Annotated in this window: 23 protein-coding genes; 13 read left to right on the top strand and 10 right to left on the bottom strand. The window is 60.6% G+C overall.

All coding sequences use genetic code 11. The features are described from left to right. The first annotated feature begins 15 nt into the window (after positions 1-15). The 12 genes from AB4Z52_RS12050 (at position 16) to AB4Z52_RS12105 (ending at position 15,308) form a co-directional block, all read left to right on the top strand. Positions 16-978: a GlxA family transcriptional regulator gene (locus AB4Z52_RS12050; protein ID WP_442218149.1), complete on the top strand. Its 963-nt coding sequence runs from the start codon at positions 16-18 to the stop codon at positions 976-978. A gap of 118 nt (positions 979-1,096) precedes the next feature. After that, positions 1,097-1,993, top strand: a complete 897-nt coding sequence (locus AB4Z52_RS12055) for a class II glutamine amidotransferase (RefSeq protein WP_442218150.1) — start codon at positions 1,097-1,099, stop codon at positions 1,991-1,993. Positions 1,994-2,051: 58 nt separating this feature from the next. Then, positions 2,052-2,738: a protein GlxC gene (locus AB4Z52_RS12060; RefSeq protein WP_442218151.1), complete on the top strand. Its 687-nt coding sequence runs from the start codon at positions 2,052-2,054 to the stop codon at positions 2,736-2,738. A gap of 71 nt (positions 2,739-2,809) precedes the next feature. Next, positions 2,810-4,138 (top strand): FMN-binding glutamate synthase family protein, encoded by a 1,329-nt coding sequence (locus tag AB4Z52_RS12065; protein ID WP_442218152.1) that lies wholly within the window; start codon positions 2,810-2,812, stop codon positions 4,136-4,138. A 185-nt stretch (positions 4,139-4,323) separates the two neighbouring features. Next, positions 4,324-5,631 (top strand): type III glutamate--ammonia ligase, encoded by a 1,308-nt coding sequence (glnT, locus tag AB4Z52_RS12070; protein WP_442218153.1) that lies wholly within the window; start codon positions 4,324-4,326, stop codon positions 5,629-5,631. A gap of 267 nt (positions 5,632-5,898) precedes the next feature. Further along, positions 5,899-6,783, top strand: a complete 885-nt coding sequence (purU, locus tag AB4Z52_RS12075) for a formyltetrahydrofolate deformylase (RefSeq protein WP_442218154.1) — start codon at positions 5,899-5,901, stop codon at positions 6,781-6,783. A 198-nt stretch (positions 6,784-6,981) separates the two neighbouring features. Continuing rightward, positions 6,982-9,921 (top strand): aminotransferase, encoded by a 2,940-nt coding sequence (locus AB4Z52_RS12080; RefSeq protein ID WP_442218155.1) that lies wholly within the window; start codon positions 6,982-6,984, stop codon positions 9,919-9,921. 503 nt (positions 9,922-10,424) lie between these two features. Further along, positions 10,425-10,619, top strand: a complete 195-nt coding sequence (locus AB4Z52_RS12085; protein WP_442218156.1) for a hypothetical protein — start codon at positions 10,425-10,427, stop codon at positions 10,617-10,619. Positions 10,620-10,789: 170 nt separating this feature from the next. Next, positions 10,790-11,797, top strand: a complete 1,008-nt coding sequence (locus AB4Z52_RS12090; protein WP_442218157.1) for a P1 family peptidase — start codon at positions 10,790-10,792, stop codon at positions 11,795-11,797. Positions 11,798-11,896: 99 nt separating this feature from the next. Next, positions 11,897-13,423 (top strand): ABC transporter substrate-binding protein, encoded by a 1,527-nt coding sequence (locus tag AB4Z52_RS12095; protein ID WP_442218158.1) that lies wholly within the window; start codon positions 11,897-11,899, stop codon positions 13,421-13,423. Positions 13,424-13,485: 62 nt separating this feature from the next. Next, positions 13,486-14,436: an ABC transporter permease gene (locus AB4Z52_RS12100; protein WP_442218159.1), complete on the top strand. Its 951-nt coding sequence runs from the start codon at positions 13,486-13,488 to the stop codon at positions 14,434-14,436. 2 nt (positions 14,437-14,438) lie between these two features. Continuing rightward, positions 14,439-15,308: an ABC transporter permease gene (locus AB4Z52_RS12105; protein ID WP_442218160.1), complete on the top strand. Its 870-nt coding sequence runs from the start codon at positions 14,439-14,441 to the stop codon at positions 15,306-15,308. 14 nt (positions 15,309-15,322) lie between these two features. On the opposite strand, the gene AB4Z52_RS12110 is transcribed toward AB4Z52_RS12105, so the two are convergent. The 4 genes from AB4Z52_RS12110 to AB4Z52_RS12125 form a co-directional block, all read right to left on the bottom strand. After that, on the bottom strand, positions 15,323-15,562 hold the full coding sequence (locus AB4Z52_RS12110) for a hypothetical protein (protein ID WP_442218161.1): 240 nt from the start codon (positions 15,560-15,562) through the stop codon (positions 15,323-15,325). Positions 15,563-15,640: 78 nt separating this feature from the next. Then, positions 15,641-16,495: a C40 family peptidase gene (locus tag AB4Z52_RS12115; protein WP_442218162.1), complete on the bottom strand. Its 855-nt coding sequence runs from the start codon at positions 16,493-16,495 to the stop codon at positions 15,641-15,643. A gap of 11 nt (positions 16,496-16,506) precedes the next feature. After that, positions 16,507-16,857, bottom strand: coding sequence for a MarR family transcriptional regulator (locus tag AB4Z52_RS12120; protein WP_442218163.1), 351 nt, complete (start codon positions 16,855-16,857; stop codon positions 16,507-16,509). Between the two features lie 72 nt (positions 16,858-16,929). After that, positions 16,930-18,321, bottom strand: a complete 1,392-nt coding sequence (locus AB4Z52_RS12125) for a leucyl aminopeptidase family protein (RefSeq protein WP_442218164.1) — start codon at positions 18,319-18,321, stop codon at positions 16,930-16,932. 150 nt (positions 18,322-18,471) lie between these two features. Here AB4Z52_RS12125 and AB4Z52_RS12130 point away from each other — a divergent pair, with 150 nt between their 5' ends. Beyond that, positions 18,472-19,302: a tetratricopeptide repeat protein gene (locus tag AB4Z52_RS12130; protein WP_442218165.1), complete on the top strand. Its 831-nt coding sequence runs from the start codon at positions 18,472-18,474 to the stop codon at positions 19,300-19,302. Positions 19,303-19,323: 21 nt separating this feature from the next. On the opposite strand, the gene AB4Z52_RS12135 is transcribed toward AB4Z52_RS12130, so the two are convergent. From AB4Z52_RS12135 to AB4Z52_RS12160, 6 genes are all read right to left on the bottom strand, one after another. Further along, a complete protein-coding gene (locus tag AB4Z52_RS12135; protein ID WP_442218166.1) occupies positions 19,324-19,962 on the bottom strand; it encodes a LysE family translocator in 639 nt (212 codons plus the stop codon). Between the two features lie 142 nt (positions 19,963-20,104). After that, on the bottom strand, positions 20,105-21,088 hold the full coding sequence (locus AB4Z52_RS12140) for a type II secretion system F family protein (RefSeq protein ID WP_442218167.1): 984 nt from the start codon (positions 21,086-21,088) through the stop codon (positions 20,105-20,107). A gap of 19 nt (positions 21,089-21,107) precedes the next feature. Beyond that, the gene (locus AB4Z52_RS12145; protein ID WP_442218168.1) at positions 21,108-22,115 is read right to left on the bottom strand and encodes a type II secretion system F family protein; all 1,008 of its coding nucleotides are present in this window, start codon (positions 22,113-22,115) and stop codon (positions 21,108-21,110) included. Positions 22,116-22,126: 11 nt separating this feature from the next. Further along, the gene (locus tag AB4Z52_RS12150; protein WP_442218169.1) at positions 22,127-23,602 is read right to left on the bottom strand and encodes a CpaF family protein; all 1,476 of its coding nucleotides are present in this window, start codon (positions 23,600-23,602) and stop codon (positions 22,127-22,129) included. 124 nt (positions 23,603-23,726) lie between these two features. Next, positions 23,727-24,998: an AAA family ATPase gene (locus tag AB4Z52_RS12155; protein WP_442218170.1), complete on the bottom strand. Its 1,272-nt coding sequence runs from the start codon at positions 24,996-24,998 to the stop codon at positions 23,727-23,729. A gap of 42 nt (positions 24,999-25,040) precedes the next feature. Then, positions 25,041-25,754, bottom strand: a complete 714-nt coding sequence (locus AB4Z52_RS12160; RefSeq protein ID WP_442218171.1) for a CpaD family pilus assembly protein — start codon at positions 25,752-25,754, stop codon at positions 25,041-25,043. Between the last annotated feature and the right edge of the window lie 31 nt (positions 25,755-25,785).

Here is a 25,785-nt window from a genome sequence, read left to right on the forward strand (position 1 = left end):
TCAAAGAGTGGCGTGATGCGGGAAAGCGACAACAGCAACGTCCAGGATATCGGCTTCATCCTCATCCCAGGCTTCGCGCTGATGTGCTACGCCTCGGCTGTCGAGCCGCTGCGCGCCGCCAATCTGCTTGCCGGCCGAGAAATCTATCGCGTCCGTGTTTTTTCGCCGCAGGGAAGCTTTGTGGCTGCCTCGAACGGCGTGCAGGTTCCAGCCGACCCCTTGCCGGGGCGCGGCGAGCGATTGCACAGCGTTTTCGTCGTGGCGGGCGGACATCCCGATGAATGGACCTGGCCAAGCGTCTACGCGACGCTGCGGTCCCTTGATCGCGACGGCGTGCGCATCGGCGGGATTTCTGGCGGTCCTTATTTGCTGGCCGCTGCTGGGTTGATGTCCGGCGAACGTTTCACCATTCATTGGGAGCACGCCCCTGCTCTGATCGAGGATTTTCCAGGCATGACGCCGGAGCAAGCCCGCTACATTATCGATGGCAAACGGCTGACTTGCGGCGGGGGCGTTGCGCCGCTCGATATGATGCATGCGATCATTTCGGCACGGATGGGCGCAGATTTCGCCCGTAGGGTCAGCGACTGGTATCTGCACCGGCATGTGAGTTCGGCCGCGGAACCGCAGCGGGCTTCAGAGGCCGAGCGTCACGGTACCCATCATCCGATCCTTTTGGCAGTCATCGAGAAGATGGAGACGACGATCGAATCTCCGCTCGACCGCAAGGCGATGGCAGTTTTTGCGCGCGTCACACCGCGCCATCTCGACCGCCTGTTTGCCACACAGCTGGGGTCCACTTTTCTGGCCGAGTATCGCCGAATTCGACTGGCGCATGCCCGCAAGCTGCTGCAGCAGAGCAGCCTTTCCGTCTCGGAAATAGCCTTCGCCTGCGGATTTTCTAATCCCGGGCATTTTGCACGTCGCTACCGCGAGACCTACGGTGGGCCTCCGCGCATGACGCGCAAAGCGAGTTGACTGGCAGTCTCTATTAGCAAGACATATGTTTCTCTGAGGGAAATTTATTTTCTTACCAGTTGAAGTCAACAAAGATTCTTGCTACGCCTTTTCTAGCGATCATCGGAGGTTTCCCGTCATGTGCGGAATTGTAGGTCTGTTCCTCAAGGACAAGAGTTTGGAGCCCCAGCTGGGGGCGCTTCTTTCGACCATGCTGGTGACGATGACGGACCGCGGTCCGGATTCCGCCGGCATCGCCATTTACGGTGCGGCCGATGGCGATGACGCCAAGATCACCATTCAATCGGCGACGCCTGCCAAGGATTTTGCGGGCCTCGAGGTCGAGTTGGAGCGGCTGCTGGGCGCTGCGGTGACAATCGAAGCCAAGAGCACGCATGCCGTCATTTCGCTGCCCAGGGGCAAGCTCGAAGCTGGCCGTGCCGCGCTATCCGAGCTGCGTCCCGACATTCGCATCATGAGTAGCGGCGATACGATCGAGATCTACAAGGAAACCGGGCTGCCGAAGGACGTCGTGTCGCGCTTCGCCGTCGCTTCAATGTCCGGCACGCACGGCATCGGCCACACGCGCATGGCAACCGAGTCCGCAGTGACCACGCTCGGCGCACATCCCTTCTCCACCGGGGCCGATCAATGCCTCGTGCACAACGGCTCGCTATCGAACCACAACAACCTGCGTCGCGAGCTGAAGCATCAGGGTATGCGTTTCGAGACGGAAAACGATTCCGAGGTTGCCGCTGCCTACCTGACTGCGGAAATGGCCAAAGGCAAGAATCTCGGCGAAGCGCTCGAGGGCGCCGTCGACGACCTCGATGGCTTCTTCACTTTCGTCGTCGGCACGAAATCCGGCTTCGGCGTCCTGCGTGACGCAATCGCCTGCAAGCCGGCGATCCTAGCCGAGACCGACCAGTATGTCGCCTTCGGTTCGGAATACCGGGCGCTCGTCAACTTGCCGGGAATAGATAATGCACGCATCTGGGAGCCGGAGCCGGCAACCGTCTACTTCTGGGAGCATTGAGCGGCCTGTCCGCCGGTGCCTCCGCCCTCTTCCTAGATTTCAATTTCAGGACATCTTCATGCCCATCGTCGATCTTGCGATCACCCCGCTCCGCGATCTCAACCAGGCCCTGCACGATATCGTGCCGGGCGCCAACGACCTTCACTACGACATCATTAACCCGCGCGGCAGCCATGCGGTTGCAGCCGGCGTTCACGCCGCCGTCACCGTCGAAGTCCAGGGCAATGTCGGCTACTATTGCGGCGGCATGAACGAGGAAGCTACCATCACCATCCACGGCTCCGCCGGACCCGGTGTCGGAGAGAACATGATGTCGGGGACGATCGTCGTGAAGGGCGACGCCTCGCAATATGCGGGCGCCACGGCATGCGGCGGACTGCTGGTGATCGAGGGGAATGCATCGTCACGCTGCGGCATCTCGATGAAAGGCGTCGATATCGTCGTACACGGTAATATCGGCCACATGTCAGCCTTCATGGCACAGGCCGGCAATCTCGTGGTTCTAGGCGATGCCGGCGATGCGCTTGGCGATTCGCTTTATGAAGCCAGGATCTTCGTTCGCGGCAAGGTAAAGAGCCTCGGCGCCGATTGCATCGCCAAGGAAATGAAGCCTAAGCATTTGAAAATACTGGCCGATCTGCTCGAAAAAGCGGGCATCACCGACGTCAGGCCGGAAGAATTCAGCCGCTACGGCTCCGCCCGCAGGCTCTACACTTTCCACGTCGACAATGCCGACGCCTATTGAGCGTAACCTGACAAGCCAGATGCCGTATTCGTCGGTCACGCTGTTCAATGAATAATTAGATGAGGTCCGCCATGAGCTACCAGAACCCTCCCACCAAGCCTCGTCCTTCCGCCACCTTCGACGAATACACAATGTCGGAAATCCGTCGCGCTGCTGCGACCGGCATCTACGACATCCGCGGCGCCGGCGCCAAGCGCAAGCTGCCGCATTTCGACGATCTGCTGTTTCTCGGCGCCTCGATCTCCCGCTATCCGTTAGAAGGTTACCGTGAGAAGTGCGACACCAACGTCATCCTCGGCAGCCGCTTTGCGAAAAAGCCGATCGAGCTGAAAATCCCGATCACCATCGCCGGCATGAGCTTCGGCTCCCTGTCCGGACCCGCCAAGGAAGCGCTCGGCCGCGGCGCCACTATCGCCGGCACCTCGACGACGACGGGCGACGGCGGCATGACCGAGGAAGAGCGCGGGCACTCGCAACTTCTCGTCTACCAATACCTGCCTTCGCGCTACGGCATGAATCCCAAAGACCTGCGCCGGGCCGATGCGATCGAGATCGTCATTGGCCAGGGTGCCAAGCCCGGCGGCGGCGGCATGCTGCTCGGCCAGAAGATCTCCGACCGTGTCGCCGAAATGCGCACCCTGCCGAAGGGGATCGACCAGCGTTCCGCCTCGCGCCATCCTGACTGGACCGGCCCGGACGATCTCGAAATCAAGATCATGGAACTGCGCGAGATCACCAATTGGGAAAAGCCGATCTATGTGAAGGTCGGTGGAGCCAGGCCCTATTACGACACGGCGCTTGCGATAAAGGCCGGCGCCGACGTCGTCGTGCTCGACGGCATGCAGGGAGGCACGGCCGCGACCCAGGAGGTGTTCATCGAGAATGTCGGCATGCCGACGCTTGCCTGCATCCGACCGGCCGTCCAGGCGCTGCAGGATCTCGGCATGCACCGGAAAGTTCAGCTGATCATTTCCGGCGGCATCCGCAACGGCGCCGATGTGGCAAAGGCGCTGGCCCTGGGCGCCGACGCGGTTTCGATCGGCACCGCCGCCCTGATCGCAATCGGAGAGAACGATCCACATTGGGCGGCCGAATATGAAGCGCTTGGGACAACGGCCGAAGCCTATGACGATTGGCACGAGGGCAAGGACCCGGCGGGTATCACCACGCAGGATCCTGAGCTGATGAAGCGCGTCGATCCGGTCGCGGCTGGCCGGCGCCTTGCCAACTATCTCAAGGTGATGACGCTGGAGGCGCAGACGATCGCGCGGGCCTGCGGCAAGAACCATGTCCACAATCTCGAACCCGAAGATCTCTGCGCATTGACGATCGAGGCCTCCGCCATGGCGCAGGTGCCGCTCGCCGGAACGAACTGGATTCCGGGCAAGGGCGGATATTGAGCTATCATTTTGGCTGAAGGGCCGCTTTCCTTCCCGCTGCGCATGATCTCCCCGCAGCGGGGTAAATGGATAAGGGCAATTCTGTCGTCCCTCCTCCCGTTTCAGGGGTGAGGGTTCTGGTGAGGGGCAAAACCCACCGGATAAATCATCCACGTAGTGTCTAAGAAATCCAAAGGGGAACAAGAATGACACTGGATCTCGCTGCCTTTGCTAAGGAAAAAGGCATCAAGTATTTCATGATCAGCTACACCGATCTTTTCGCCGGCCAGAGGGCCAAGCTCGTCCCGGCGCAGGCGATTACAGCGATGCAGGAAGAAGGGGCGGGCTTTGCCGGTTTCGCCACCTGGCTCGACATGTCGCCGGCCCATCCCGACCTTTTCGCGGTTCCGGACCCGTCGTCCGTCATCCAGCTCCCCTGGAAGCGGGACGTCGCCTGGGTCGCTGCCGATTGCGTCATGGACGGCAAGCTTGTCGCACAAGCTCCGCGCAACGTGCTGAAGAAGCTGGTAGGCGAGGCCGAAGCGCTCGGCAAGCGGGTGAAGACCGGCGTCGAGGCCGAATTCTTCCTGATCACGGCGGACGGCGAAACGATCTCCGACAAGTACGACACAGCCGACAAGCCCTGCTACGACCAGCAGGCCGTCATGCGTCGCTACGACGTCATCGCCGAGATCTGCGACTACATGCTCGAGCTCGGATGGGGTCCATACCAGAACGACCATGAGGATGCGAACGGCCAGTTCGAGATGAACTGGGAATTCGACGATGCCTTAAAGACTGCCGACAAGCATTCCTTCTTCAAGTTCATGGTGAAATCCGTCGCAGAGAAGCATGGGCTGCGTGCCACTTTCATGCCGAAGCCCTTCAAGGGGCTGACCGGCAACGGTTGCCACTGCCACATCTCGGTCTGGGACATGGACGGCAAGACCAACGTCTTTGCCGACAAGGCGTTGGACTTCGGTCTTTCGTCCGAGGGGCGGAATTTCCTCGGCGGCATCATGAAGCACGCCTCGGCGCTCGCCGCCATCACCAACCCGACGGTCAACTCCTACAAGCGCATCAACGCGCCGCGCACGATCTCCGGTGCCACGTGGTCGCCGAACACCGTGACCTGGACGGGCAACAACCGCACGCACATGGTTCGCGTTCCGGGCCCCGGTCGCTTCGAGCTTCGCCTGCCGGACGGTGCCGTGAACCCCTACCTGCTGCAGGCGATCATCATCGCGGCGGGTCTCGACGGGCTCAACACCAAGGCCGATCCGGGACGCCACTACGATATCGACATGTATGCCGAGGGACATCTGGTGACGGACGCGCCGCGCCTGCCGCTTAATCTTTTAGATGCACTGCGCGAATACGACAAGGACGAGGGCTTGAAGCAGGCGATGGGTCCGGAGTTCTCCAGCGCCTATATCAAGCTGAAAAAGGTGGAATGGAATGCCTACGCATCGCATTTCACCCAGTGGGAACGCGACACGACGCTCGATATCTGACCCAGCGCCGGGACGACCGCAGCAGGCGAACCGCCTGCTGCGTCTTCTGTTGCACACGGCGGGGATGCGCGTCTGGAAGACGCAACGGGAACGGACTTTCCCGCTGCCTGCCGTAGATTGTCGGCAAGGTATCCATGCGGCGGCCGTGCGGGAAATTGACGAATCCCCTGACGGATTGTTGCACAGATGAGAGTCTGCCGATCTATCCGGGGCATCCCGTTTCAATTAAGGCAGGCTTGATCAACGCCTGCGACAGAGGGAAGAGACATGAAGAGCTACGTTCTGACGGTATCCTGCAAATCGACGCGCGGGATTGTAGCGGCCATTGCAAACTATCTGGCCGACCAGGGTTGCAACATCGTCGACAGTTCGCAATTCGACGATCTCGACACCGGCAAGTTCTTCATGCGGGTCAGCTTCATCTCCGAAGAAGGCACGGGCCCTGCGGCGCTTGTCGATGGCTTCAAGCCGGTTGCCGCGAAATTTGCCATGGATTGTGAAATCCACGACGCGACCAAGCGAATGAAGGTGCTTTTGATGGTGTCGCGCTTTGGCCATTGTCTCAACGACCTGCTCTATCGCTGGAAGATCGGTGCATTGCCGATCGATATCGTCGGTGTCGTATCCAACCATTTCGAATACCAGAAGGTTGTGGTCAATCATGACATTCCGTTCCACCACATCAAGGTCACGAAAGAAAACAAGCCGCAGGCCGAGGCGCAGATCCTTGACATAGCCGAACAGGGCGGCACCGAACTGATTGTGCTCGCCCGCTATATGCAGGTTCTGTCGGACGAGATGTGCCGGAAGATGTCCGGGCGGATCATCAACATCCACCACTCGTTCCTGCCGAGCTTCAAGGGTGCCAACCCCTACAAGCAGGCCTACGAGCGCGGCGTCAAGCTGATCGGCGCGACGGCCCACTACGTTACCGCCGACCTCGATGAAGGTCCGATCATCGAGCAGGATACTGTGCGGGTTACCCATTCCCAAAGTGCGGAAGATTATGTCTCCATGGGCCGGGATGTAGAAAGCCAGGTGCTTGCACGCGCAATTCACGCGCATATCCACCATCGCGTCTTCATCAACGGCAATCGGACGATAGTCTTCCCGGCAAGCCCCGGCAGCTACGCCTCCGAGCGCATGGGCTAGGCCTTTTTCAGGCCCTCACACACACAAGCGTCGGGCAACCGGCGCTTTTTTGTTTGATCAGCGAAGGTTGGGCGTAGCCCGAACCGATAATAGTCCGTACAATTTATCCTAAGCATTGCGGGTGATTGCATCTTCATCTTGCCGCTGGCAGGGTTTTCGTTATTTGCTGTTGTAGTCATTCGACTTTCCGGGGATGCCATGACCGACGCCGCGCTCGTCAACCGCATGCAATTGCCGCGCCCCGATGTGACGCCGGAAGAGGCGGCGACCATCCTTGAGACGCATTATGGGCTTTTGGGCACAATTTTCGAGCTTGGAAGCCAGCAGGATCGCAACTACCGCATCGACATTGGCGACGCACGTTACGTGCTGAAGATCTGCCGGGCGGAATATGAGACGATCGAGCTCGAGGCCCAGAATGCTGCAATCCGGCATCTGATCGGAAAGGCCGACGCCCTACGCGTGCCGAGCGTCATTCCGTCAGTGGATGGCCAGGACATTGTCGCGCTTTCCTTGCGCGACCAGGAGTATCAAGTCCGTCTCCTCGACTATATCGAAGGCCAGTCGCTGTCGCGCCGCAAAGATCTGGCGACCACGACGGTTGCAGCGCTCGGGGCGCTTTGCGCACGGCTTGCAAGGGACCTTTGCGACTTTCAGCATCCCGGCCTCAATCGAAACCTGCAATGGGATCTGCGCCGGGCCGGGCCGGTCGCCGTTCATCTTCTCTCGGCGATTACCAATCACGAGGCCCGGGACCGGATTGCCAAAGCGATGGTTGCGGCGGTCAAGCGCATCCAGCCGCTTGCCGGCGACCTCAGGGTGCAGCCTGTCCATCATGACGTCACGGAGGACAACGTCGTCTGCCAACTTGATGTCCATGGCCATCTCATTCCCAACGGGGTCATCGACTTCGGCGACATTATCCAGGGCTGGCTCGTGGGCGACCTTGCCGTCACCTGTGCGTCGCTGCTGCACCACGCCAAAGGCGACGCCTTCTACATCCTGCCGGCAATCCAGGCCTATCATGCGCTCTATCCACTGACCGAGCCAGAGCTGAAGGCACTCTGGCCGCTGATCGTCGCCCGCGCGGTGATCCTCTCAGCCAGCAGCGAGCAGCAACTTTCGATCGATCCGGACAATGATTATGTCAAGGACAACGTCCAGTTCGAGCGGGAGATCTTCGATGTCGCCACCTCGGCGCAGCCGGAGGTCATGGAAGCGGCGATCCTTGCCTCCGTCGGCATGGATGTCGCCGAGGTCGAAACTTTGGGCTGGTCGCCGCTGCTGCCTGATATCGGCCCGGAAACAATCGCGCCGCTCGACCTCACCGTGACGAGCCTCGATTTTGGTGCCGGCAACTGGCTGAAGCCCGATATCGACTGGAGGTTGCTTGCCAAGGCTGCCATCGGGTCTCGCATCGCTGCAACGCGCTACGGTGAATTTCGCCTGTCGCGCACCGCGCTATCGAGCATGAACGCCCCTGAGAACTTCGCGCTGCACTGCGACGTCTGCCTGCCTGCCGGAACGGCGGTCGCGGCACCTTTCGCCGGGCGTATCCAGTGGATCAGCCAGCACCTCGTGCTCATAGGCGACACCGTCTGCCTGCATCTCGACGGGGTGGATTGCCCCCTAGTGGAAGATACCGAAGTCACCCAGGGAGCCTCACTTGGCACGATCGCCGGCGAAGGTTCCGACGTCGGCGGACTGCGTGTCCAGCTTTGTCAAATGCCGGGCGTGATACCGCCGCTGTTCTGCCCCAAGCATCAGGTTGACGCCTGGTCGGCCATCTGTCCTTCGCCCGCAGCGCTGCTCAGCCCTGCCCTTCAGGCCGGCAGGCATGACAGCGAAGCGCTGCTTGCTGCCCGCAATGCGCATTTTGCCAAACCACAGAAGCATTACTATGCCAACCCGCCGCAGATGGAGCGCGGCTGGCGCGAATACATGTTCGATATCGACGGCCGCGCCTATCTCGACATGATCAACAATGTCACGCTGGTCGGACATTCCCATCCGCGAATGGCGGCGGCGATCGAGCATCAATGGTCGCTGCTCAACACCAACTCGCGGTTCCACTACTCGGCAATCGCCGAATTTTCGGAGCGGTTGGCCGAGCTCGCGCCCGAAGGTCTCGATAGCGTATTTCTCGTCAATAGCGGCTCGGAGGCCAACGACCTGGCGCTGCGGCTTGCCTGGGCGCATACCGGTGCCACCAACATGCTCTGCCTGCTCGAAGGCTATCACGGCTGGTCGGCCGCAAGCGACGCCGTGTCGACCTCGCTCGCAGACAATCCGAGCGCACTTACGACCCGGCCGGGCTGGGTCCACGCAGCCCCCGCGCCCAACACCTATCGCGGAGAATTCCGCGGGCCGCAGTCTGCCGGCGACTATATCGAAGCGACGATGCCGCTGATCCGCGCAATCGACGAAGGCGGCACCGGGCTTGCCGGCTTCATTGCCGAATCGGTCTACGGCAACGCCGGCGGCATTCCACTGCCCGACGGATATCTCGAGCAGATCTACGCGCTCACGCGTGAACGCGGCGGGCTCTGCATCGCCGACGAGGTGCAGGTCGGTTACGGCCGCCTCGGCCATTATTTCTGGGGCTTCGAGCAACAGGGCGTTATCCCGGATATCATCACCATCGCCAAGGGCATGGGGAACGGCCATCCGCTGGGCGCAGTCATAACCCGCCGCGAGATTGCCGAATCTCTGGAGAAGGAGGGCTACTTCTTCTCCTCCGCCGGCGGCAGTCCGGTCAGCTGCATCGCCGGGCTGACAGTGCTCGATATCCTCAAGGACGAATCGCTGCAGCAAAATGCCCGCGACGTCGGCGACCACCTCAAGGCGGGCCTGGCGGCGCTGATGGAGCGCTTTCCCATCATTGGCGCCGTCCACGGCATCGGTCTTTATCTCGGCCTCGAGCTTATCCGCGATCACGATCATTTGACGCCGGCAACGGAAGAGACGGCGGCGATCTGCGAGCGGTTGCTCGACCTCGGCGTAATCATGCAGCCGACCGGCGATCACCTGAATGTGTTAAAGATCAAGCCGCCCCTTTGCCTATCCATCGAGAGCGCGGATTTCTTCGTGAAATCCCTGGAAAGGGCCTTCGAGGAAGGGGCCTACGCCCCGGCGTAGCCCGCATTAACCATTAGGGTGATTTGGCGGCAACCCTATTTTTACCCGGCCGGGGGATTGCCGGACGGCGCCCCGCTTCCTATGTCAGTGGCGACGATTGGAAAAGGCGTCCGATCGATTCGGTTTGACGAAGAGCAATTGAGATCTTCCGACAATCTTCTCGGTTCCGGAATTATATTTTTCTAATCGTCGATATTTTGACATCTTTCGGAATATGTTTCTGGTGAGATAGAGGTTATTATCTACAAGATAAGTAGAGTAATAGTAGGCTCATCGGTCGATCACCCGGATTGCCGGGGATCATCAAAAAGCGCAACGCCAACACAGGGAAAGTGACATGCAGAGTTACCAAGTCATCGCATTTATCCCGGGGCGGTCCGTGCTTGGCCAAGACCGCTCGGGCATCCGCTCCTGCCCGCGCTGTCGAATGTGACGTTCGTCCATTTCCGGATTCAAACGGTCAGTTCGCCATAACTGCGCAAGGCGCAGTGGGAGTATAGTTTATGAAGAAGCAAGTTATCGAATATGCAGGTGTGCCTGTCGGCATCGTCGTCCCCGAGGACGACCGGCTGAAGTTCATCGCAGTGAAATACCATGTTCATGATCTCGACGAGCAGCGTTTCGGCTCGACGGATGAAGTGAAGCTCGCAATCCGCGACCTGCTATCGCGCAGCAAGGCCCAGCCCATGCATGTCTGATCAGGATCGCCCGGTGTCCGTCACCGAGCAATCCGGCGCATGCCATGCGGCCAATGAAACCACCAAAGACCGGTCCGGCGACTAGCCTGGCCGGTCTTGTTTTTTTCCAGTCTTTGCGGTCCTATCCTGCAAGTCCCATAGGGGCCGGATTGAAAGATGAGGGATTTCCATTGACCGAACTGCTCAATCTTCTCACCGATATCCAGGGCCTTTCCGTCGGCCACGCGACGGATCTTCAGCTCGGGTCGGGGGCGACCGTGATCGTCTTTGACAAACCCGCAGTTGCCTCGGGCACGGTGCTCGGCGGCGCTCCCGGCGGCCGCGATACGGCGCTGCTTGATCCCTCGATGACGGTCGGAGCGGTTGACGCCTTCGTGCTTTCCGGCGGCTCGGCCTTCGGTCTCGATGCGGCAGGCGGCGTGCAGGCGGGATTGCGCGAGATCGGCCGCGGGCTCGAAGTTGGCACAACACGAGTGCCGATCGTGCCGCAAGCGATCCTGATGGACCTCCTCAACGGCGGCGACAAGGATTGGGGCATTCACTCGCCCTATCGCGACATGGGCTATCAAGCCTTCAAGGCGGCGGTGAAAGGGGCTTTCGGTCTCGGCACCATCGGCGCCGGCACCGGCGCGACGACGGCGACGTTCAAGGGCGGCCTCGGTTCGGCCAGCGCCGTCAGCACCGCCGGCCACAGGATCGCAGCGCTTGCCGCAGTGAATGCGCTCGGCTCGGCGACACTCGGCGACGGGCCGCATTTCTGGGCGGCTCCTTTCGAACTGAACGCCGAATATGGCGGTTTGGGCCTGCCGCAGGCAATCGTTCCCTCAGACACGACGATGCGGCTGAAGGGTGTGAACGTGACGGCGACAACCATCGGGATAATCGTCACCGATGCCGTGCTCACCAAAACTGAGGCCCATCGCTTGTCGATCATGGGCCACGACGGGCTTGCCCGAGCGCTGCTGCCCGCGCATTTGCCATTTGATGGCGATGCCGTCTTTGCCGCCTCGACAGGCATAAGACCGCTCGGCGATATGCCGGCCTTCCTCGAACTCTGCCATCTGGCGACAACCGTAATGGCACGCGCTATCGCTCGCGGCGTCTACGAAGCGACGGCGCTTCCTGTATCCGACCCCCAGCCTGCCTGGCGGGACCGCTTTTTAAGGCGCGTGCCCTAGGCTCTCCTGGAACTGCGCATTCTCCTACGGGATGACTATTGCGAAAAAAGCGATATGTTCACGCGCAAATTAGAGCGCGTGAAGAGCCGAAGGAATATGATGACCAAGCTGCAACGTCCCTCCTTGGAAATTCTTTGCCACCGGCTTTCCCTTGCAACGATCACGGCAGCGTTTCTCCTCGGTGGTCTGGTGTCGGCAGAAGCGGCGAAGACCACCCTCAATCTCGGCATGAGCGTCGAGCCTGCAGGACTTGATCCGACGATTGCCGCACCGGTCGCAATTGGCCAGGTGACATGGCAGAACATTTTCGAGGGGCTGGTCGCGATCAACGAAGGCGGCAAGGTCGTGCCGCAACTGGCGAAAAGCTGGACAATATCGCCAGACGGGCTGACCTATACGTTCAAGCTGCAGACCGGCGTGCAGTTCCATGACGGCGAGGCCTTCAATGCCAGCACCGCTAAATTTGCGATCGACCGGGCGCGAGGCGCCGGCTCGGTCAATCCACAGAAGCGCTTCTTTTCGACCATCGCCGCGATCGACACGCCAGACGCGGAGACGCTGGTCGTCCATCTGTCATCTCCGACCGGCAGCCTCCTCTATTGGCTCGCCTGGCCTTCATCCGTCATGGTCGGACCGGCATCGGCTGCGAGCGACAAGACGACGCCTGTCGGCACCGGACCGTTCAAATTTTCGGCCTGGGCCAAAGGCGACCATGTCGATCTCGTCAGGAACACGGACTACTGGAACAAATCGGTCCAGGTGAAGCTCGACAAGGTGCGCTTCCGCTTCATCGCCGACCCGCAAGCCGAAGCGGCAGCGTTAAAGGCCGGCGACGTGGACGCCTTTCCGGAATTCGCAGCGCCTGAGCTCATGCGTTCCTTCGATGGCGATGCCCGGCTGGTAACCAGGATCGGCAACACCGAACTCAAGGTCGTCGCCGGCATGAACAACAGCCGCAAGCCGTTCGACGACAAGCGCGTGAGACGGGCCCTGATGATGGCGCTCGATCGGAAGACGATCATCGACGGGGCGTGGTCGAGCCTCGGAACCGCCATCGGCAGCCACTACACGCCGAATGATCCGGGCTATCAGGATTTGACAGGAGTACTGCCATACGATCCGCAGAAGGCAAAGGCGCTGCTGGCCGAGGCCGGCTATCCGAACGGCTTCACCTTCACGATCAAGACGCCGCAGATGTCCTACGCACCGCGGAGCGCGGAGATCATGCAAGCGATGTTTGCCGATATCGGCGTCACCATGGACATCGAACCATCAGAGTTTCCGGCAAAATGGGTGCAGGATGTGTTCTCCAGCCGCAACTACGACATGACGATCGTTGCCCACGCCGAGCCGCTGGATATCGATATCTATTCGCGCGACCCCTATTACTTTAATTATAACAACGCCGCCTTCAACGGGCTGATGAAGAAGATGCAGGAAACGACGGACCCGACTGTCCAGAACAAGCTCTATGGCGAAGCCCAGGCGATCCTCGCAGAAGACGTTCCGGCCTTATACCTCTTCGTGATGCCGAAACTCGGCGTTTGGGACAAGAAGCTGAAAGGCCTTTGGGAAAATGAGCCGATCCCCTCGAACGTGCTTAGCAGCGTCTCCTGGGAGGACTAAGCCGGCTAAGCTATATCAGCGAGACGAACAAATGCCTGCGAACCCAAGGCGATGGAAATCCAATGATCTCACTGCTTTTTCGTCGGCTCGCGGGCCTCCTACTGACATTGCTGGCCGTGTCACTGCTGATCTTCGCGGTCATGGCCGTCCTGCCGGGCGACCCGGCCGCAATCACGCTCGGAACGTCTGCGACACCAGAGACGCTGGGCGCGTTGCGCCATGCCATGGGGCTCGACCAGCCGCTGATACTGCGCTATGGCAAATGGCTTCTGGGCGCCGCAGCCGGAGATCTCGGCCAGTCCTATACCTATGGCGTGCCGGTGGCGGGACTTATCGTTGAGCGGCTTGCGGTGACGCTGCCGCTTGCCGTTTTCGCCATAGTCCTTTCGGTCGCAATCGCCATTCCGCTCGGCGTGGCGGCAGCGGCGCGGCGCGGCGGGATGATCGATATTCTTGCCTCGATCTTTGCGCAGATGGGTGTTGCCGTCCCCGGCTTCTGGGTGGGCCTGTTGCTGATCATCCTGTTTTCGACGACGCTCGGGATCATGCCAGCGGGAGGATTTCCCGGCTGGGGCAATGGGCTTTGGCCTGCACTGAAAGCGCTTGTCCTGCCGGCACTGGCGTTGGCGCTGCCGCAGGCGGCTGTCCTGACGCGGGTGACACGCACGGCAATGCTCGACGTTTTGCACGAGAATTTCATCCGCACCGCCCGGGCGAAAGGACTGCCACGGCGTTCGGTACTCTGGCGCCACGTCGTCCCGAACGCCCTGGTGCCCGTTCTGACCATTCTTGGCTTGCAGTTCACTTTTCTGGTTGCCGGGGCGGTGCTGATCGAGAACGTCTTCAACCTGCCGGGCCTCGGACGACTTGCCTACCAGGCGCTCGGTCAGCGCGACATCATCGTCATGCAGGACGTCACGCTCTTCTTTGCCGGTCTCGTCGTCATCGTGAATTTCCTGATCGACCTCTCTTTTCTGGCCATCGACCCGCGGCTTCGGACAAGGGAGGCGTGATCATGAACGCGGAGCCGAAGACCGGGCCGGAGCGATCTCGTTTCCAGCTGTTTGGCAAGCCGACCAAGCTGACGGCCGGGCTCGTCATCACATTGGCGCTTGCAGCGGTGGCGCTTCTGTCGCTGGCCTGGACGCCGCTGCCGCCCAGCAGGCTGGAGATCATTCACAGGCTGCAGCCACCATTCGCCCACGGCGCGCTTGGCACAGATCAACTCGGTCGCGACGTTCTGTCGATGCTGATGGTCGGTTGCTGGAATTCGCTTTCAAGCGCCGTTTGCGCCGTTGCGATCGGCGTTGCGATCGGCTCGGCATGCGGAATGGCCGCAGCGGCACTGCGTGGGTTCTTTCAATCGCTGGTGATGCGGGCCTGCGATATCGTTTTCGCCCTGCCGCCGATCCTGTCGGCGATGATCCTGGGCGCCTTCCTCGGCACGGGACGCCTAACCGCCATCATCGCGATCGCCGTCTTCATGATCCCGGTTTTCGCACGCGTAACGCTGACAAGCGCAGAGCAGGCCTGGAGCCGCGAGTACGTCATGGCGGCGCGTGCGCTCGGAGGCAGCCACCTCGAAATCACCCTTCGGCACGTCCTGCCGAACATCCTTAGCCAGATCATCGTTCAGGCAAGCATCCAGCTCGGTCTGGCGATCCTAACGGAAGCCGGCCTGTGTTTTCTCAATCTCGGGGCACCCCCGCCTGCGCCGACATGGGGTCGGATGCTGGCAGACGCACAGACCTATCTGGGGCTGGCGCCTTGGCTTGCCATATTGCCGGGTCTTGCCATTGCGCTTGCGGTCCTCGGCTTCAACCTTCTCGGCGACGGGCTGCGCGACCTGCTGGACCCGCATGACGGGACCCGTCAATATTCCTAACGGCTACTCTGCAATCAGAGCGTGGCGGCGCCCTTTTCCGAGACATCGGCATCGAGTGCATGCAACGCCTTTTCCACGACGCGCAGATCGTCCTGCAGGCCGTCATCCGGGCTCATTGGGCCCTCACTTCCGGCGCGCTGAATGCCGCGCGCCTCGCTTTGGAGCTTGCGGAGTTCGTCGACCTTCCGGCTCCTTGGAAGCCCACCATTGGCGACGATCTCCTTGACCTTCAGTTCCATTGCCGTGACTGCCATCATCATTCTCCTTTCGAGCAAACAGGTGTGCTCTGAGCGGACAACGATTTGGGGATGCAAACGGTTCCGACGCGAGGACTACAGTTGGGGGCGGCGATAGCCGGTCGGCTGCTCGTAAAGCCAGCCGATACGCTTGACAGCATCAACGAAATTCTCGCGGGCAACCGTCATCGTGTGGCCGTTGGCGTGGATAATGGTGTCGGGATCTTCCATGATCGCGACATGGCCCTTCCAGAAGACCAGGTCTCCACGGACAAGCTTTTCGCGCTCGATCGGTTGACCGAGACCTTTGGCCTGCATGTCCGTATCACGCGGCGCGGGCCGACCCGTCATCCGCATTGACAATTGCACGAGGCCCGAGCAATCGATGCCGAGGCCGGAACGTCCACCCCAGAGATAAGGCGTCTCCATGAAACGCGCAGCCACATCGACATAGTCGCCGCCGTCGTTGTAACCGAGCGGCTTGACGTGCGTGGCATAGATCGCAGTACCGTCTTCAAGAACCACATAGCGATTGCCGCGCACTTCCGCCTCAGCGCTCACCCGGATGCGGCTGCCCATCGAAAGTACGCCGACATGCGGTTTCCGCAGTTCCGGCTCCGGGTAGAGCAAGGTGCGCTGCGGGACGACGATGTGGGTCGGAACTTCGCCAGTGTCGCCGAGTGCCGCCTCGTTGAGATAGCCGACATAGCCATCGGAGTGCGCCTTTACCCAGCACCAGCCATCCTTGCGTTCGAATACCGACACGTCCTCGCCAAGGAGGAGCTGGGTATCGATGCCTATGGAAAGATCAGGATGCGGGCGAAGCCCTGCGACCGGGACGACGACCCGCGCTGTCGTTCCTTCGACAAAGTGCGAGGCTTCGACCTTGCCCTTCAACTCCAACTCGGCGAGATCAGGTCGGAAGGCGTGCAATCGGCGATCGAGGATCATGACGTTTATCCTTAGAGCGGCAATCGGCGTCCCTGGCTGATGACCAGGTCGCCGAGCTTTTCAAGATAAAGCGCACCGTCGACGGTGCGCTTGATAATGACATTACGACGATCCCGCTCGTCGCGCACCCGGTCGACGAGCCCCATCTCGCCCATCGTGTCCAACGCACGCGTGATCACCGGCTTGCTGACGGCAAGCGTTGCCGCCAGACCCCGCACCGTATGGGGCGGAGGTACCAGGTAGATCTGGAGCAAAATCGCCATCTGCCGGAGCGTCAGGTCACGCTTGTCGAGCCGCACCTGCTCCAGCGCGACACCGTGCCAGAGACCCAGCGCCTCAGATGCGGACAATTCCAGCGACAAGAAAAACCCCAAGACCGTTACGCTACCGTTCCATTCTCTGCCGGGATCGTGGCAAATTCAAGAGGGCAGCCACTACCTGACGCTTTGCCGAATGTGGTGATAAAGCGCCCTGATCGCCTGCGCTTCGCCGCCGCCCGGCGAATGCGGACGCTCGTTTTGCGCCCAGCCGTAGATATCGAAATGGGCCCAGCTTTTAGTCTTGGTGACGAAGCGCTTGAGGAACAGCGCCGCGGTAATCGACCCCGCCATGCCGCCCGCCGGCGCGTTGGTGATATCGGCAAATTTGGCGCGGATATCCTTATCGTAGCCCATATAGAGCGGCAGGCGCCACACAGGGTCATCAGTCTCAAGGCACGCCTCGGTCAGGTCATTGGCAAGATTGTCGTCGTCGGTGAAAAAAGGCGGCAGATCGGGGCCTAGTGCTACGCGGGCAGCACCGGTCAGGGTTGCCATGTCGATCATCAGGTCGGGTGCATCCTCGTCGGCATAGGCCAGCGCATCGGCGAGAATCAACCGACCCTCGGCATCGGTATTGTCGATCTGAACCGTCAGGCCCTTGCGGCTCTTGTAGATATCGCCCGGACGGAAAGCGTTCGACGCGATCGAGTTTTCAACGACGGGGATGATGACGCGGAGATCGACCTTGAGCTTCGCATCCATGATCATCAGAGCGAGGCCCATGACATTGGCAGCGCCGCCCATGTCCTTCTTCATCAGCAGCATCGAGGCTGCCGGCTTGATGTCGAGGCCGCCGGTGTCGAAGCAGACCCCCTTGCCGACCAGCGTGATGCGACGATGACCCTTCTTGCCCCAGCGCAACTCAAGCAGCCTCGGCGCGTCGGCGCTGGCGCGCCCGACGGTGTGGACCAGCGGAAAATTCTCCTTGAGAAGATCGTCGCCTACGATAGCCGACACTTCGGCCTTGTAGTGCTTGGCAAGCTCACGAAAGGCGCTCTCGAGCTGTACCGGACCCATGTCGTTCGTCGGCGTGTTGATGAGATCGCGAGCGAGGAATACGCCGGCCAGCTGGCGCTTTATGTCGGTGGCATCGGCGTCACGCGGGATCATCAGCGTCGGCGCCGTCGCCTTTTCCGATTTATAGCGGTCGAAGCGATAGCTGCCGAGCCCGAAGCCCAACGACAGGCGATTGGCCGTCAGCGGCGCGGTTTCGACATGCCACTCGCCGGCAGGCAGCGACCGAGCAAGCTTCCCGGTCAGGAACGGTTGCTCCGACGGATTGGAACCGAGGCCAAAGAGAGCGCCGCCCAGTTGGCCCTCATCGGTGGGGATCAGCAAGAGCGACCCGCTTTCTGCCTTGTAGCCTACCTTGCGGGCCCAATCCAACGCCACGGGATCAATCGTGCCGGTCTCGATATGTGCCGGCGTAACCGCGAAGATCGGCAACGTCCCGCCCCCCTTGGAGTTGAAAGGAGTGGGTCGTTCGATGAGTTGGTAGGGAGCCATAATTATCCTCTCGTTCCCGCACTGGAGAATCGATGCATTAACACTCCGTTAGGGTTAACAGATTATTGCTGGAGCGGAGATTGCGTCAAAACCTTTCCCTGTATCCGATTTGAGGCCAGGCGCAGGAATTCGGATTTCCAGGGACACGCCATGACCGCCTCGACCTCTCAATCGTCTTTCAAGCGCCGTATTCTGTGCGGCGCTTCAGCAGCACTTCTGGCACTTGTCCTTGGCGGGTGTGCGTCCACGCCGCAGGACAAGATGACGACCGGTTCGATCCCGAAACTTTCGAAACCCGTTGAACAAATGGATCCAGGCGAACTGACGCAGGCGCTGGGAACGCTCGGCAAAGCCTACGAGGCAAATCCCAAGGACCGCGACGTCGGCATCAACTATGCCAGTGCGCTGCGCACGGCCGGGCGCAACGCTCAAGCACTCTCCGTCATGCAACAGGTGGCAATTGCCCATCCAGACGATCGCGGCGTGCTCGCAGCCTACGGCAAGGCGCAGGCGGCAGGCGGGCAGCTCGACGCCGCACTCGCCACGATCGACCGGGCACAAACACCCGATCACCCCGACTGGCGGCTGGTGTCGGCCGAGGGCGCGATCCTGGATCAACTTGGCCGCTCGAGCGAGGCGCGAGGAAAATATCGCGATGCGCTGGACATCCAGGCGAACGAACCTTCGGTCCTTTCCAATCTCGGCATGTCCTATGTCTTGACCGGCGACCTCAAGACGGCGGAAACCTATCTGCGCTCGGCGGCAGCCCAGCCCGCAGCCGATAGCCGCGTGCGGCAAAACCTTGCTCTCGTCGTCGGCCTACAAGGTCGCTTTCCCGAAGCTCAGCAGATCGCCAAGAAGGAAATGACCCAGCAACAGGCGGATGCGAACCTTGCCTATCTCCGCGCCATGCTGTCGCAACAAAATTCCTGGCAGAAGCTGGCGGCGGGGGATGCCGACAGGAACAAGGCCGTCAACTGAACGTAGCGCCTATCGGCGATATCAGATGTGCCGAGGCAGGCTTTCCGTCACGAGCCTGAGGCCAAGTCCTCCCATGACGAGGCCGGCAGTACGGTCGATCCAGGTCTTCGTCTTTAGATAGAGCGCCCGTGGACGGCTTGAGGAAAAGGCGAGCGCCACCACCGAGTACCAGCCGGCCTCGACCACAAAGACCGCCGGCGGCACGACCGCAAGCAGCCAGCCATCCGGCGACCGGGGAAGAAGCGCTGCAAAAATGCTGCCATAGAAGATGGCCGTCTTCGGGTTGCTCAACTGCGTTGCCAGCCCGAACCAGAAATTTCGTGCTGCCGACGTCGTCGCCGGGCCGGATGGGGCTTCAGTGGCGAGTTCGTCCGCAGCGCCGCGCCAGATGCGGATACCAAGATAAATCAGATAGAGGCCGCCGCAGATCTTCAGCGACGCGTAGAGCCAGGCGACCTGCATCAGTAGCGCATTGAGCCCGAGCAGCGCCATCGTTGCGAAAGTCACGGCGCCGACACCCATTCCGAGGGCCGCCGAAAACCCTGCCTTGCGCGAGCGCGAAATGGCGGTGCGCGACACCAGCACGAAGCTGGGACCGGGGCTCATCGCGCCAATGGCGATGGCGATCATAATGCTGAAGAAAACGAAGAAAGACGACATGGGGCAACTCCCAATCATGGATCGAGGCGGCTGTGAGGCGCGTGGCTGACGAACTACGCGCTCCCCCGACGAATGTCGGCCGCCTTGCGCCGGTCGCGCGCAGCCAAAGATTAGCGTCGCCGGCCGCATGCGACAAGTCGGCTTAGTGGAATCGATCGGAGACCTGGATACCGGCCGGTCCAAGAATGACGGCGATGAGCACCGGTAGAAAGAACAGGATCATCGGCACCGTGAGTTTGGGCGGAAGTGCAGCCGCCTTCTTCTCCGCCTCATTCATGCGCTCGTCGCGGGATTCCTGAGACAGGACACGAAATGCGGTTGCGATCGGCGTTCCGTACCGTTCGGCCTGAATCAGGGCCTGCGTTACCGCCTTGACGTTTGGCAATTGTGTCCGATTGGCCAGATTGTCGAGGGCCGTGCGGCGGTCTGGCAGGAAGGAGAGTTCCGCCGTCGTCAGCACCATCTCCTCGGCCAGCTCAGGCGATTGCTCTGCCAGCTCATCCGAGACGCGCCGCATGGACGCTTCGATCGATACACCGGATTCGATACAGATCAGCATGAGGTCGAGCGCATCGGGCCAGGCACGTTTGATCGACTTTTGACGCTTGCCCATGCGATTGGAGATGTAGATATTGGGCAAGTAGAACCCGAAGTAGCCGATGGCGATAACGGCAAAGATCCTCAACGGGAGGCCTCGGGTTTCGAGATAGCCAAGGCCAAATATCCAGAAACCTCCCAAGACGAGAAAGACGAAAGGCAGGACAAAACGCGCCACGAGAAAGGTGTTCAGAGCGTTCTCAGACCGCAACCCCGCCGCGCGCAGACGATTGACCGTATTGGCGTCGACGAGCGCTTCCTTCAGGTTGAATTTCTCTGCAATACTACTGACAGAACGGTTGTTTTGGGCCCTCAACGTTGCCTTGCCGCCCTCGGCGTTCATTTTTGCCCGCTCGCGGGAACGGATCTGATCGCGTTCGGTGGAGACCGCCTTCATGCGCTTGCCGAGATCGCCGCGTTCGAAATAGGGGATGGCGATCGTATAGAAGGTCGCGAAAACCGCGATCGCCACGACGATGGCAAGAATCATGCCCGGATCGGTGAATCTGGCGGCGAGATCAGAAGACATGGCGAGCTTTTCCTTCCGCTCAGATATCGAATTGGATCATGTTGCGCATGACGAAGATGCCGATCGACATCCAGATCCCGGCGCAGGCCATGATCAGGTGACCACGCGGATCGGTAAAGAGGATCATCATGTAGTGGGGGGACGTCAGTGACACGAGGGTGGCGACGACGAATGGCAGAGACCCGATGATGGCAGCGGACGCCTTGGCTTCCATCGACAGTGCCTGCACCTTGGCTTTCATCTTTTTGCGTTCGCGCAGCACCCGCGAAAGGTTACCCAGCGCTTCCGACAGATTGCCACCTGCCTGCGCCTGGATCGAAATCACGATCGCGAAGAAGTTCACTTCCTGCAACGGCATGTTTGCGGTCATTCGGCTGCAGGCATCCGAAATACTAAGGCCTACCTGCTGGGCCTCGACCACACGCCGGAATTCGGTCTTGACCGGCTCGCGTGCTTCGGCAGCCACGAGGCGGATGGCGTCGTTGAGCGGCAAGCCTGATTTGATTGAGCGGATGATGACATCCATGGCGTTTGGCAGCTCGTCGAGAAATTTGGCCTGGCGACGCTTGACCAGGAACCCGACAATCCAGCGCGGCAGACCAAAGGCCGCGGCGAAAGGCAATCCAAGCACAACGGCAAGCGGCGCGCCCGCAAGGAACACGATGCCCATGATGACAAGGCCGAAGACGATGCTGATAATGTAAAAATTCGAGACGGAAAGCGACAGGCCCGCCTGTATCAGCCTGGATTTTAGCGTCACCGCCTTCTTGTGTTTTTCGATCTGGCGCTTCTCGAGATCCTTCAGCGTGTCCTGCACCGACTTGCGACGTTTCGACAGTTCCTGCAGGTTTTCGCGAGCGGCCTTGACCTGCAGGCGATCCGCACCGGTCGCCTTGACGCGATTGACCCTGGTACTGGTCTTTTTCTGGCTCTCGAACCTGGAATAGAGGACGCCATAGCAAACGGCCGCAGTGGAAACTGCAGCCAATACAACGATCAAAAGCACAGTCGGATCAAAGCCGAACATCGCAATTAGTCCTATTTCGAGTCTATTTCCATCTGGTCGAGCACTGCGGCAAGCCGCTTCTCCTCGTTGTAGTAGCGAGCGCGATCCCAAAAATGCGGTTTGCCTATCCCGGTCGAGACATGCCGTCCGATGAGCTTGCCGTTCGCATCTTCACCCTCGATCTCGTAACGCATCAGATCCTGGGTGATGATCACGTCGCCTTCCATGCCGACCACCTCAGTGATCTGCGTGATGCGCCGTGAGCCGTCGCGCAGACGCGCGGCCTGGACGATGACGTCGATGGAGCTTGCGATGATCTCGCGAACGGTCTTGGCCGGCAGGCTGAAGCCGCCCATGGCAATCATCGACTCGATACGGCTGAGGCATTCGCGCGGTGTATTCGCGTGAATCGTACCCATTGATCCGTCGTGGCCCGTATTCATCGCCTGCAGAAGGTCGAACACTTCCGGTCCGCGCACTTCGCCGACGATGATGCGCTCGGGACGCATGCGCAGGCAGTTCTTGACGAGGTCGCGCATGGTGATCTCGCCTTCGCCTTCGATGTTCGGCGGGCGCGTTTCAAGACGTACCACGTGAGGCTGTTGCAGCTGCAGTTCCGCGGTGTCTTCGCAGGTGATGACGCGCTCGTCACGGTCGATGTAGTTGGTGAGGCAGTTCAGCAGCGTCGTCTTGCCTGAGCCGGTACCGCCCGAGATGACAATATTGCAGCGGACGCGACCGATGATCTGCAAGACCACCGCCCCTTCGGGGGTGATGGCGCCGAAGCGGACAAGCTGATCGAGGGTCAGTTTGTCCTTCTTGAACTTACGAATGGTCAGCGCCGGACCATCGATTGCCAGCGGCGGCGCGATGACGTTGACGCGCGAGCCGTCCGGCAAGCGCGCATCGCAAATCGGGCTCGATTCATCGACGCGGCGGCCGACCTGGCTGACGATCCGCTGGCAGATCGACAGAAGCTGCTGGTTGTCCCGGAAGCGGATCTCGGATTCGATCGTCTTGCCGCCAACTTCGATGAAGGTCTTGCCGGACCCGTTGACCATGATATCGGAAATGTCGTCGCGGGCGAGAAGCGGTTCGAGCGGGCCATAGCCGAGGACGTCGTTGCAGATGTCGTCGAGCAGCTCTTCCTGCTCCGAAATCGACATCGCGAAATTCTTGATGGTGATGATGTCGTTGACGATGTCGCGGATTTCCTCGCGCGCACTTTCGCCATCGAGCTTGGAAAGCTGGGAGAGATCGATCGTATCGATCAGCGCTGCAAACACCTGCGACTTGGTGTCGTAGTACTCTTCCGTGCGCTGGGGGCGGCGGCGTTGCGGCGTCTGAAGCGGCGGCGGCGTTACCTGCTGGCGCGCAGGTGCATCGGCTCGCGACGGCTCAACCAGCGTTGTCGAGGCGGCTGAGCTCGACGAGGGCGTGCGTAGCGGCGATTGCGGTGTGCCGCTATCGCCCTTCCCGAAACCCTCATTTCCTCGTTTGCCAAACATCAGGTCGATCCAGTTCTAGTCTGTTGGCGCTCAACCTCTCACCCGTCCGGAATGAGAGAAAGGTTCGTGCACCGATCAAAAGTGCCGCACGCGGCGCCATCGAGCCCCGCGTCGTTGCGGTTTTCTATTTGCGTCCCAGCAGGCCGAGAAGCCCGCCTCGCTTCGCTTTCCGCACGGCGACGCGGCCGGTGACGATGTGCGAGATCTGCGAGAAGGTTTCGGCTGTTGGTGATCTTGGATCCGTCTCCGAAATCATCCGCCCGCTGTTGGCCGCGTTGCCGAACATGGCGATGTCGAAGGGAATGACGGCGATAGGATCGGTTTCCATGGGTTCGCAAAATTCGGCAATGCCGATCTCCGGACGCTTGGGCATTCCAACCTGGTTGAGGATGAGATGCGGCGCCTTGTCGTTTGGCCGCAGCTTGCGAAGCGCGTCGAGCATGTTCTTGGCGTTGCGTAGATTGGCGAGATCCGGAATGGCGCAGATGACGACTTCATCGACGCTCGAGAGCACCGAACGCGTCCACTCCGACCAGGTGTGCGGTACGTCGAGCACCGTTACCGGCGCGCTGCGCTGGAGGATGTCCAGGACATGCTGGAAGGCTGGCCCCTCGAAATCGTAGGCTCGGTCGAGCATCGATGGGGCGGCCAGCAGTGACAGATGGGTCGAGCACTTCGTCAGCAGACGATCAAGAAACACTTCGTCGAGGCGCTCCGGCGCGTAGACCGCCTCGGCGATGCCTTGCGCCGGATCCTGGTCGAAGTTGATGTTGGCGGTGCCGTAAGGCAAATCGAGATCGGCAAGAATGGTTTCAGTCGAGAACAGATTGGAGATGCCAAAGGCACAATTGTGGGCGATCGTCGAGGCGCCGACGCCTCCCTTGGCGCCGATAAATGCAATGCTGCGACCCAGCGGCTCGGCGTCAGGGTCGATGAAAATCGCCGTCATGGCCGTCATGACATCGGACATGGCGATGGGCTGGACGATATATTCGGAGATGCCGTTGCGCATCAGCTCGCGATAAAGGGCGATATCATTGTGGTAGCCGACGACGACGACTTTCGTGCTGGCATCGCAGACGGCGGCAAGCGGAGCCAGATCGGCCAGCAGTGTGGATGGGCTGGAACGCGTTTCGAGGATGATCAGGTTTGGCGTCGGCATCGTGGCAAACATGTTGGCCGCAGCAGCCGTGCCGCCGCTCGTGATGCGCAGGCTTACCTTTGCCATGCGCCTGTCATGGCCGCAGCGTTCCATAAGCTGCTGCAGCGGCTCGCTCTCGCAGAAGGCATGGACCGAGATGCGCGGAAGCGGGCGCATGTTTTCAAGATCGCCCATGCGCAGCGCGTCCTCGACCTCTGCCGCTTCCGTCTTGATGTCATACTCGATCGCGCTCATGTCTCTGTCCTGTTTCAACTGCCGGCCCCAGCCGGCGGGCGCTTAGTTGCCAAAGCCACCTACCGTTGCCGTGCTCAAGGTGACGTTGCCCGAGCGATAATCACTGATGATTTTGCCACGTTGCTCTGCGTCGATTGGTGTTTGAGCACGCGGCGCGACAAAGTCGGTCGGGTTGGCGACTTGGGCTGCGAGATTGTTCTGCTGTGCACAGCCGAAATTATAGTAGTTCTGATTGTCGAAGGGCCTGTCGGCCAGGTCTTCCGGCCATTGGCCGCAGGCATTGGTGACAGCGGTGGTCGCCGAGAAATGCAGCCTAATAGGCGCCGCATCGCCCGCGCCGTCAGCGGGATAGGCGCGGTCGACTATTCGCGCCGACGGAATGCCGCTGGCAACGAGTTCCTGACGGATCTGGCGCCTTGTGGCCGAGACCGCGGGCGCGTTCCTCGATCCTCGCGGCGATAATATCTCAACGGTACCGGTGGCATGGGCCCTGTAGTCCTGGGCGAAGCCGCGGATGGTATCGCGCATGCCTCCCGTCAGGCGGCGGTCGCCGTCCGAGACCGGAATATCGACGTTGTGATCGGTTTGCGTCAGTACGATCGGGTGGCGCTGGCGATAATCGTCAGGGATGCCGCCGGTCGTTAGGCTGTCCTGGGGGTTGGCGCAACCACTCACCGCGGCAGCCATTGCGACCAAGGCAAAGGCGATGGACCGCAACCCGGCGCGACGGGGAGTGTTACAATCAATGTTGATCATCGCCGGCCTCTTTCGACTGCTGTTGCTGATG

Origin of the sequence: Rhizobium sp. 2YAF20 (assembly GCF_052114685.1) — a bacterium.
GTDB lineage: Bacteria > Pseudomonadota > Alphaproteobacteria > Rhizobiales > Rhizobiaceae > Rhizobium.

Coding starts and splice junctions, on each gene's coding strand:
- AB4Z52_RS12050 (WP_442218149.1), top strand. CDS start 16: ATGCGGGAAAGCGACAACAGCAACGTCCAGGATATCGGCTTCATCCTC.
- AB4Z52_RS12055 (WP_442218150.1), top strand. CDS start 1,097: ATGTGCGGAATTGTAGGTCTGTTCCTCAAGGACAAGAGTTTGGAGCCC.
- AB4Z52_RS12060 (WP_442218151.1), top strand. CDS start 2,052: ATGCCCATCGTCGATCTTGCGATCACCCCGCTCCGCGATCTCAACCAG.
- AB4Z52_RS12065 (WP_442218152.1), top strand. CDS start 2,810: ATGAGCTACCAGAACCCTCCCACCAAGCCTCGTCCTTCCGCCACCTTC.
- glnT (WP_442218153.1), top strand. CDS start 4,324: ATGACACTGGATCTCGCTGCCTTTGCTAAGGAAAAAGGCATCAAGTAT.
- purU (WP_442218154.1), top strand. CDS start 5,899: ATGAAGAGCTACGTTCTGACGGTATCCTGCAAATCGACGCGCGGGATT.
- AB4Z52_RS12080 (WP_442218155.1), top strand. CDS start 6,982: ATGACCGACGCCGCGCTCGTCAACCGCATGCAATTGCCGCGCCCCGAT.
- AB4Z52_RS12085 (WP_442218156.1), top strand. CDS start 10,425: ATGAAGAAGCAAGTTATCGAATATGCAGGTGTGCCTGTCGGCATCGTC.
- AB4Z52_RS12095 (WP_442218158.1), top strand. CDS start 11,897: ATGACCAAGCTGCAACGTCCCTCCTTGGAAATTCTTTGCCACCGGCTT.
- AB4Z52_RS12100 (WP_442218159.1), top strand. CDS start 13,486: ATGATCTCACTGCTTTTTCGTCGGCTCGCGGGCCTCCTACTGACATTG.
- AB4Z52_RS12105 (WP_442218160.1), top strand. CDS start 14,439: ATGAACGCGGAGCCGAAGACCGGGCCGGAGCGATCTCGTTTCCAGCTG.
- AB4Z52_RS12110 (WP_442218161.1), bottom strand. CDS start 15,562: ATGGCAGTCACGGCAATGGAACTGAAGGTCAAGGAGATCGTCGCCAAT.
- AB4Z52_RS12115 (WP_442218162.1), bottom strand. CDS start 16,495: ATGATCCTCGATCGCCGATTGCACGCCTTCCGACCTGATCTCGCCGAG.
- AB4Z52_RS12125 (WP_442218164.1), bottom strand. CDS start 18,321: ATGGCTCCCTACCAACTCATCGAACGACCCACTCCTTTCAACTCCAAG.
- AB4Z52_RS12130 (WP_442218165.1), top strand. CDS start 18,472: ATGACCGCCTCGACCTCTCAATCGTCTTTCAAGCGCCGTATTCTGTGC.
- AB4Z52_RS12135 (WP_442218166.1), bottom strand. CDS start 19,962: ATGTCGTCTTTCTTCGTTTTCTTCAGCATTATGATCGCCATCGCCATT.
- AB4Z52_RS12140 (WP_442218167.1), bottom strand. CDS start 21,088: ATGTCTTCTGATCTCGCCGCCAGATTCACCGATCCGGGCATGATTCTT.
- AB4Z52_RS12145 (WP_442218168.1), bottom strand. CDS start 22,115: ATGTTCGGCTTTGATCCGACTGTGCTTTTGATCGTTGTATTGGCTGCA.
- AB4Z52_RS12150 (WP_442218169.1), bottom strand. CDS start 23,602: ATGTTTGGCAAACGAGGAAATGAGGGTTTCGGGAAGGGCGATAGCGGC.
- AB4Z52_RS12155 (WP_442218170.1), bottom strand. CDS start 24,998: ATGAGCGCGATCGAGTATGACATCAAGACGGAAGCGGCAGAGGTCGAG.
- AB4Z52_RS12160 (WP_442218171.1), bottom strand. CDS start 25,754: ATGATCAACATTGATTGTAACACTCCCCGTCGCGCCGGGTTGCGGTCC.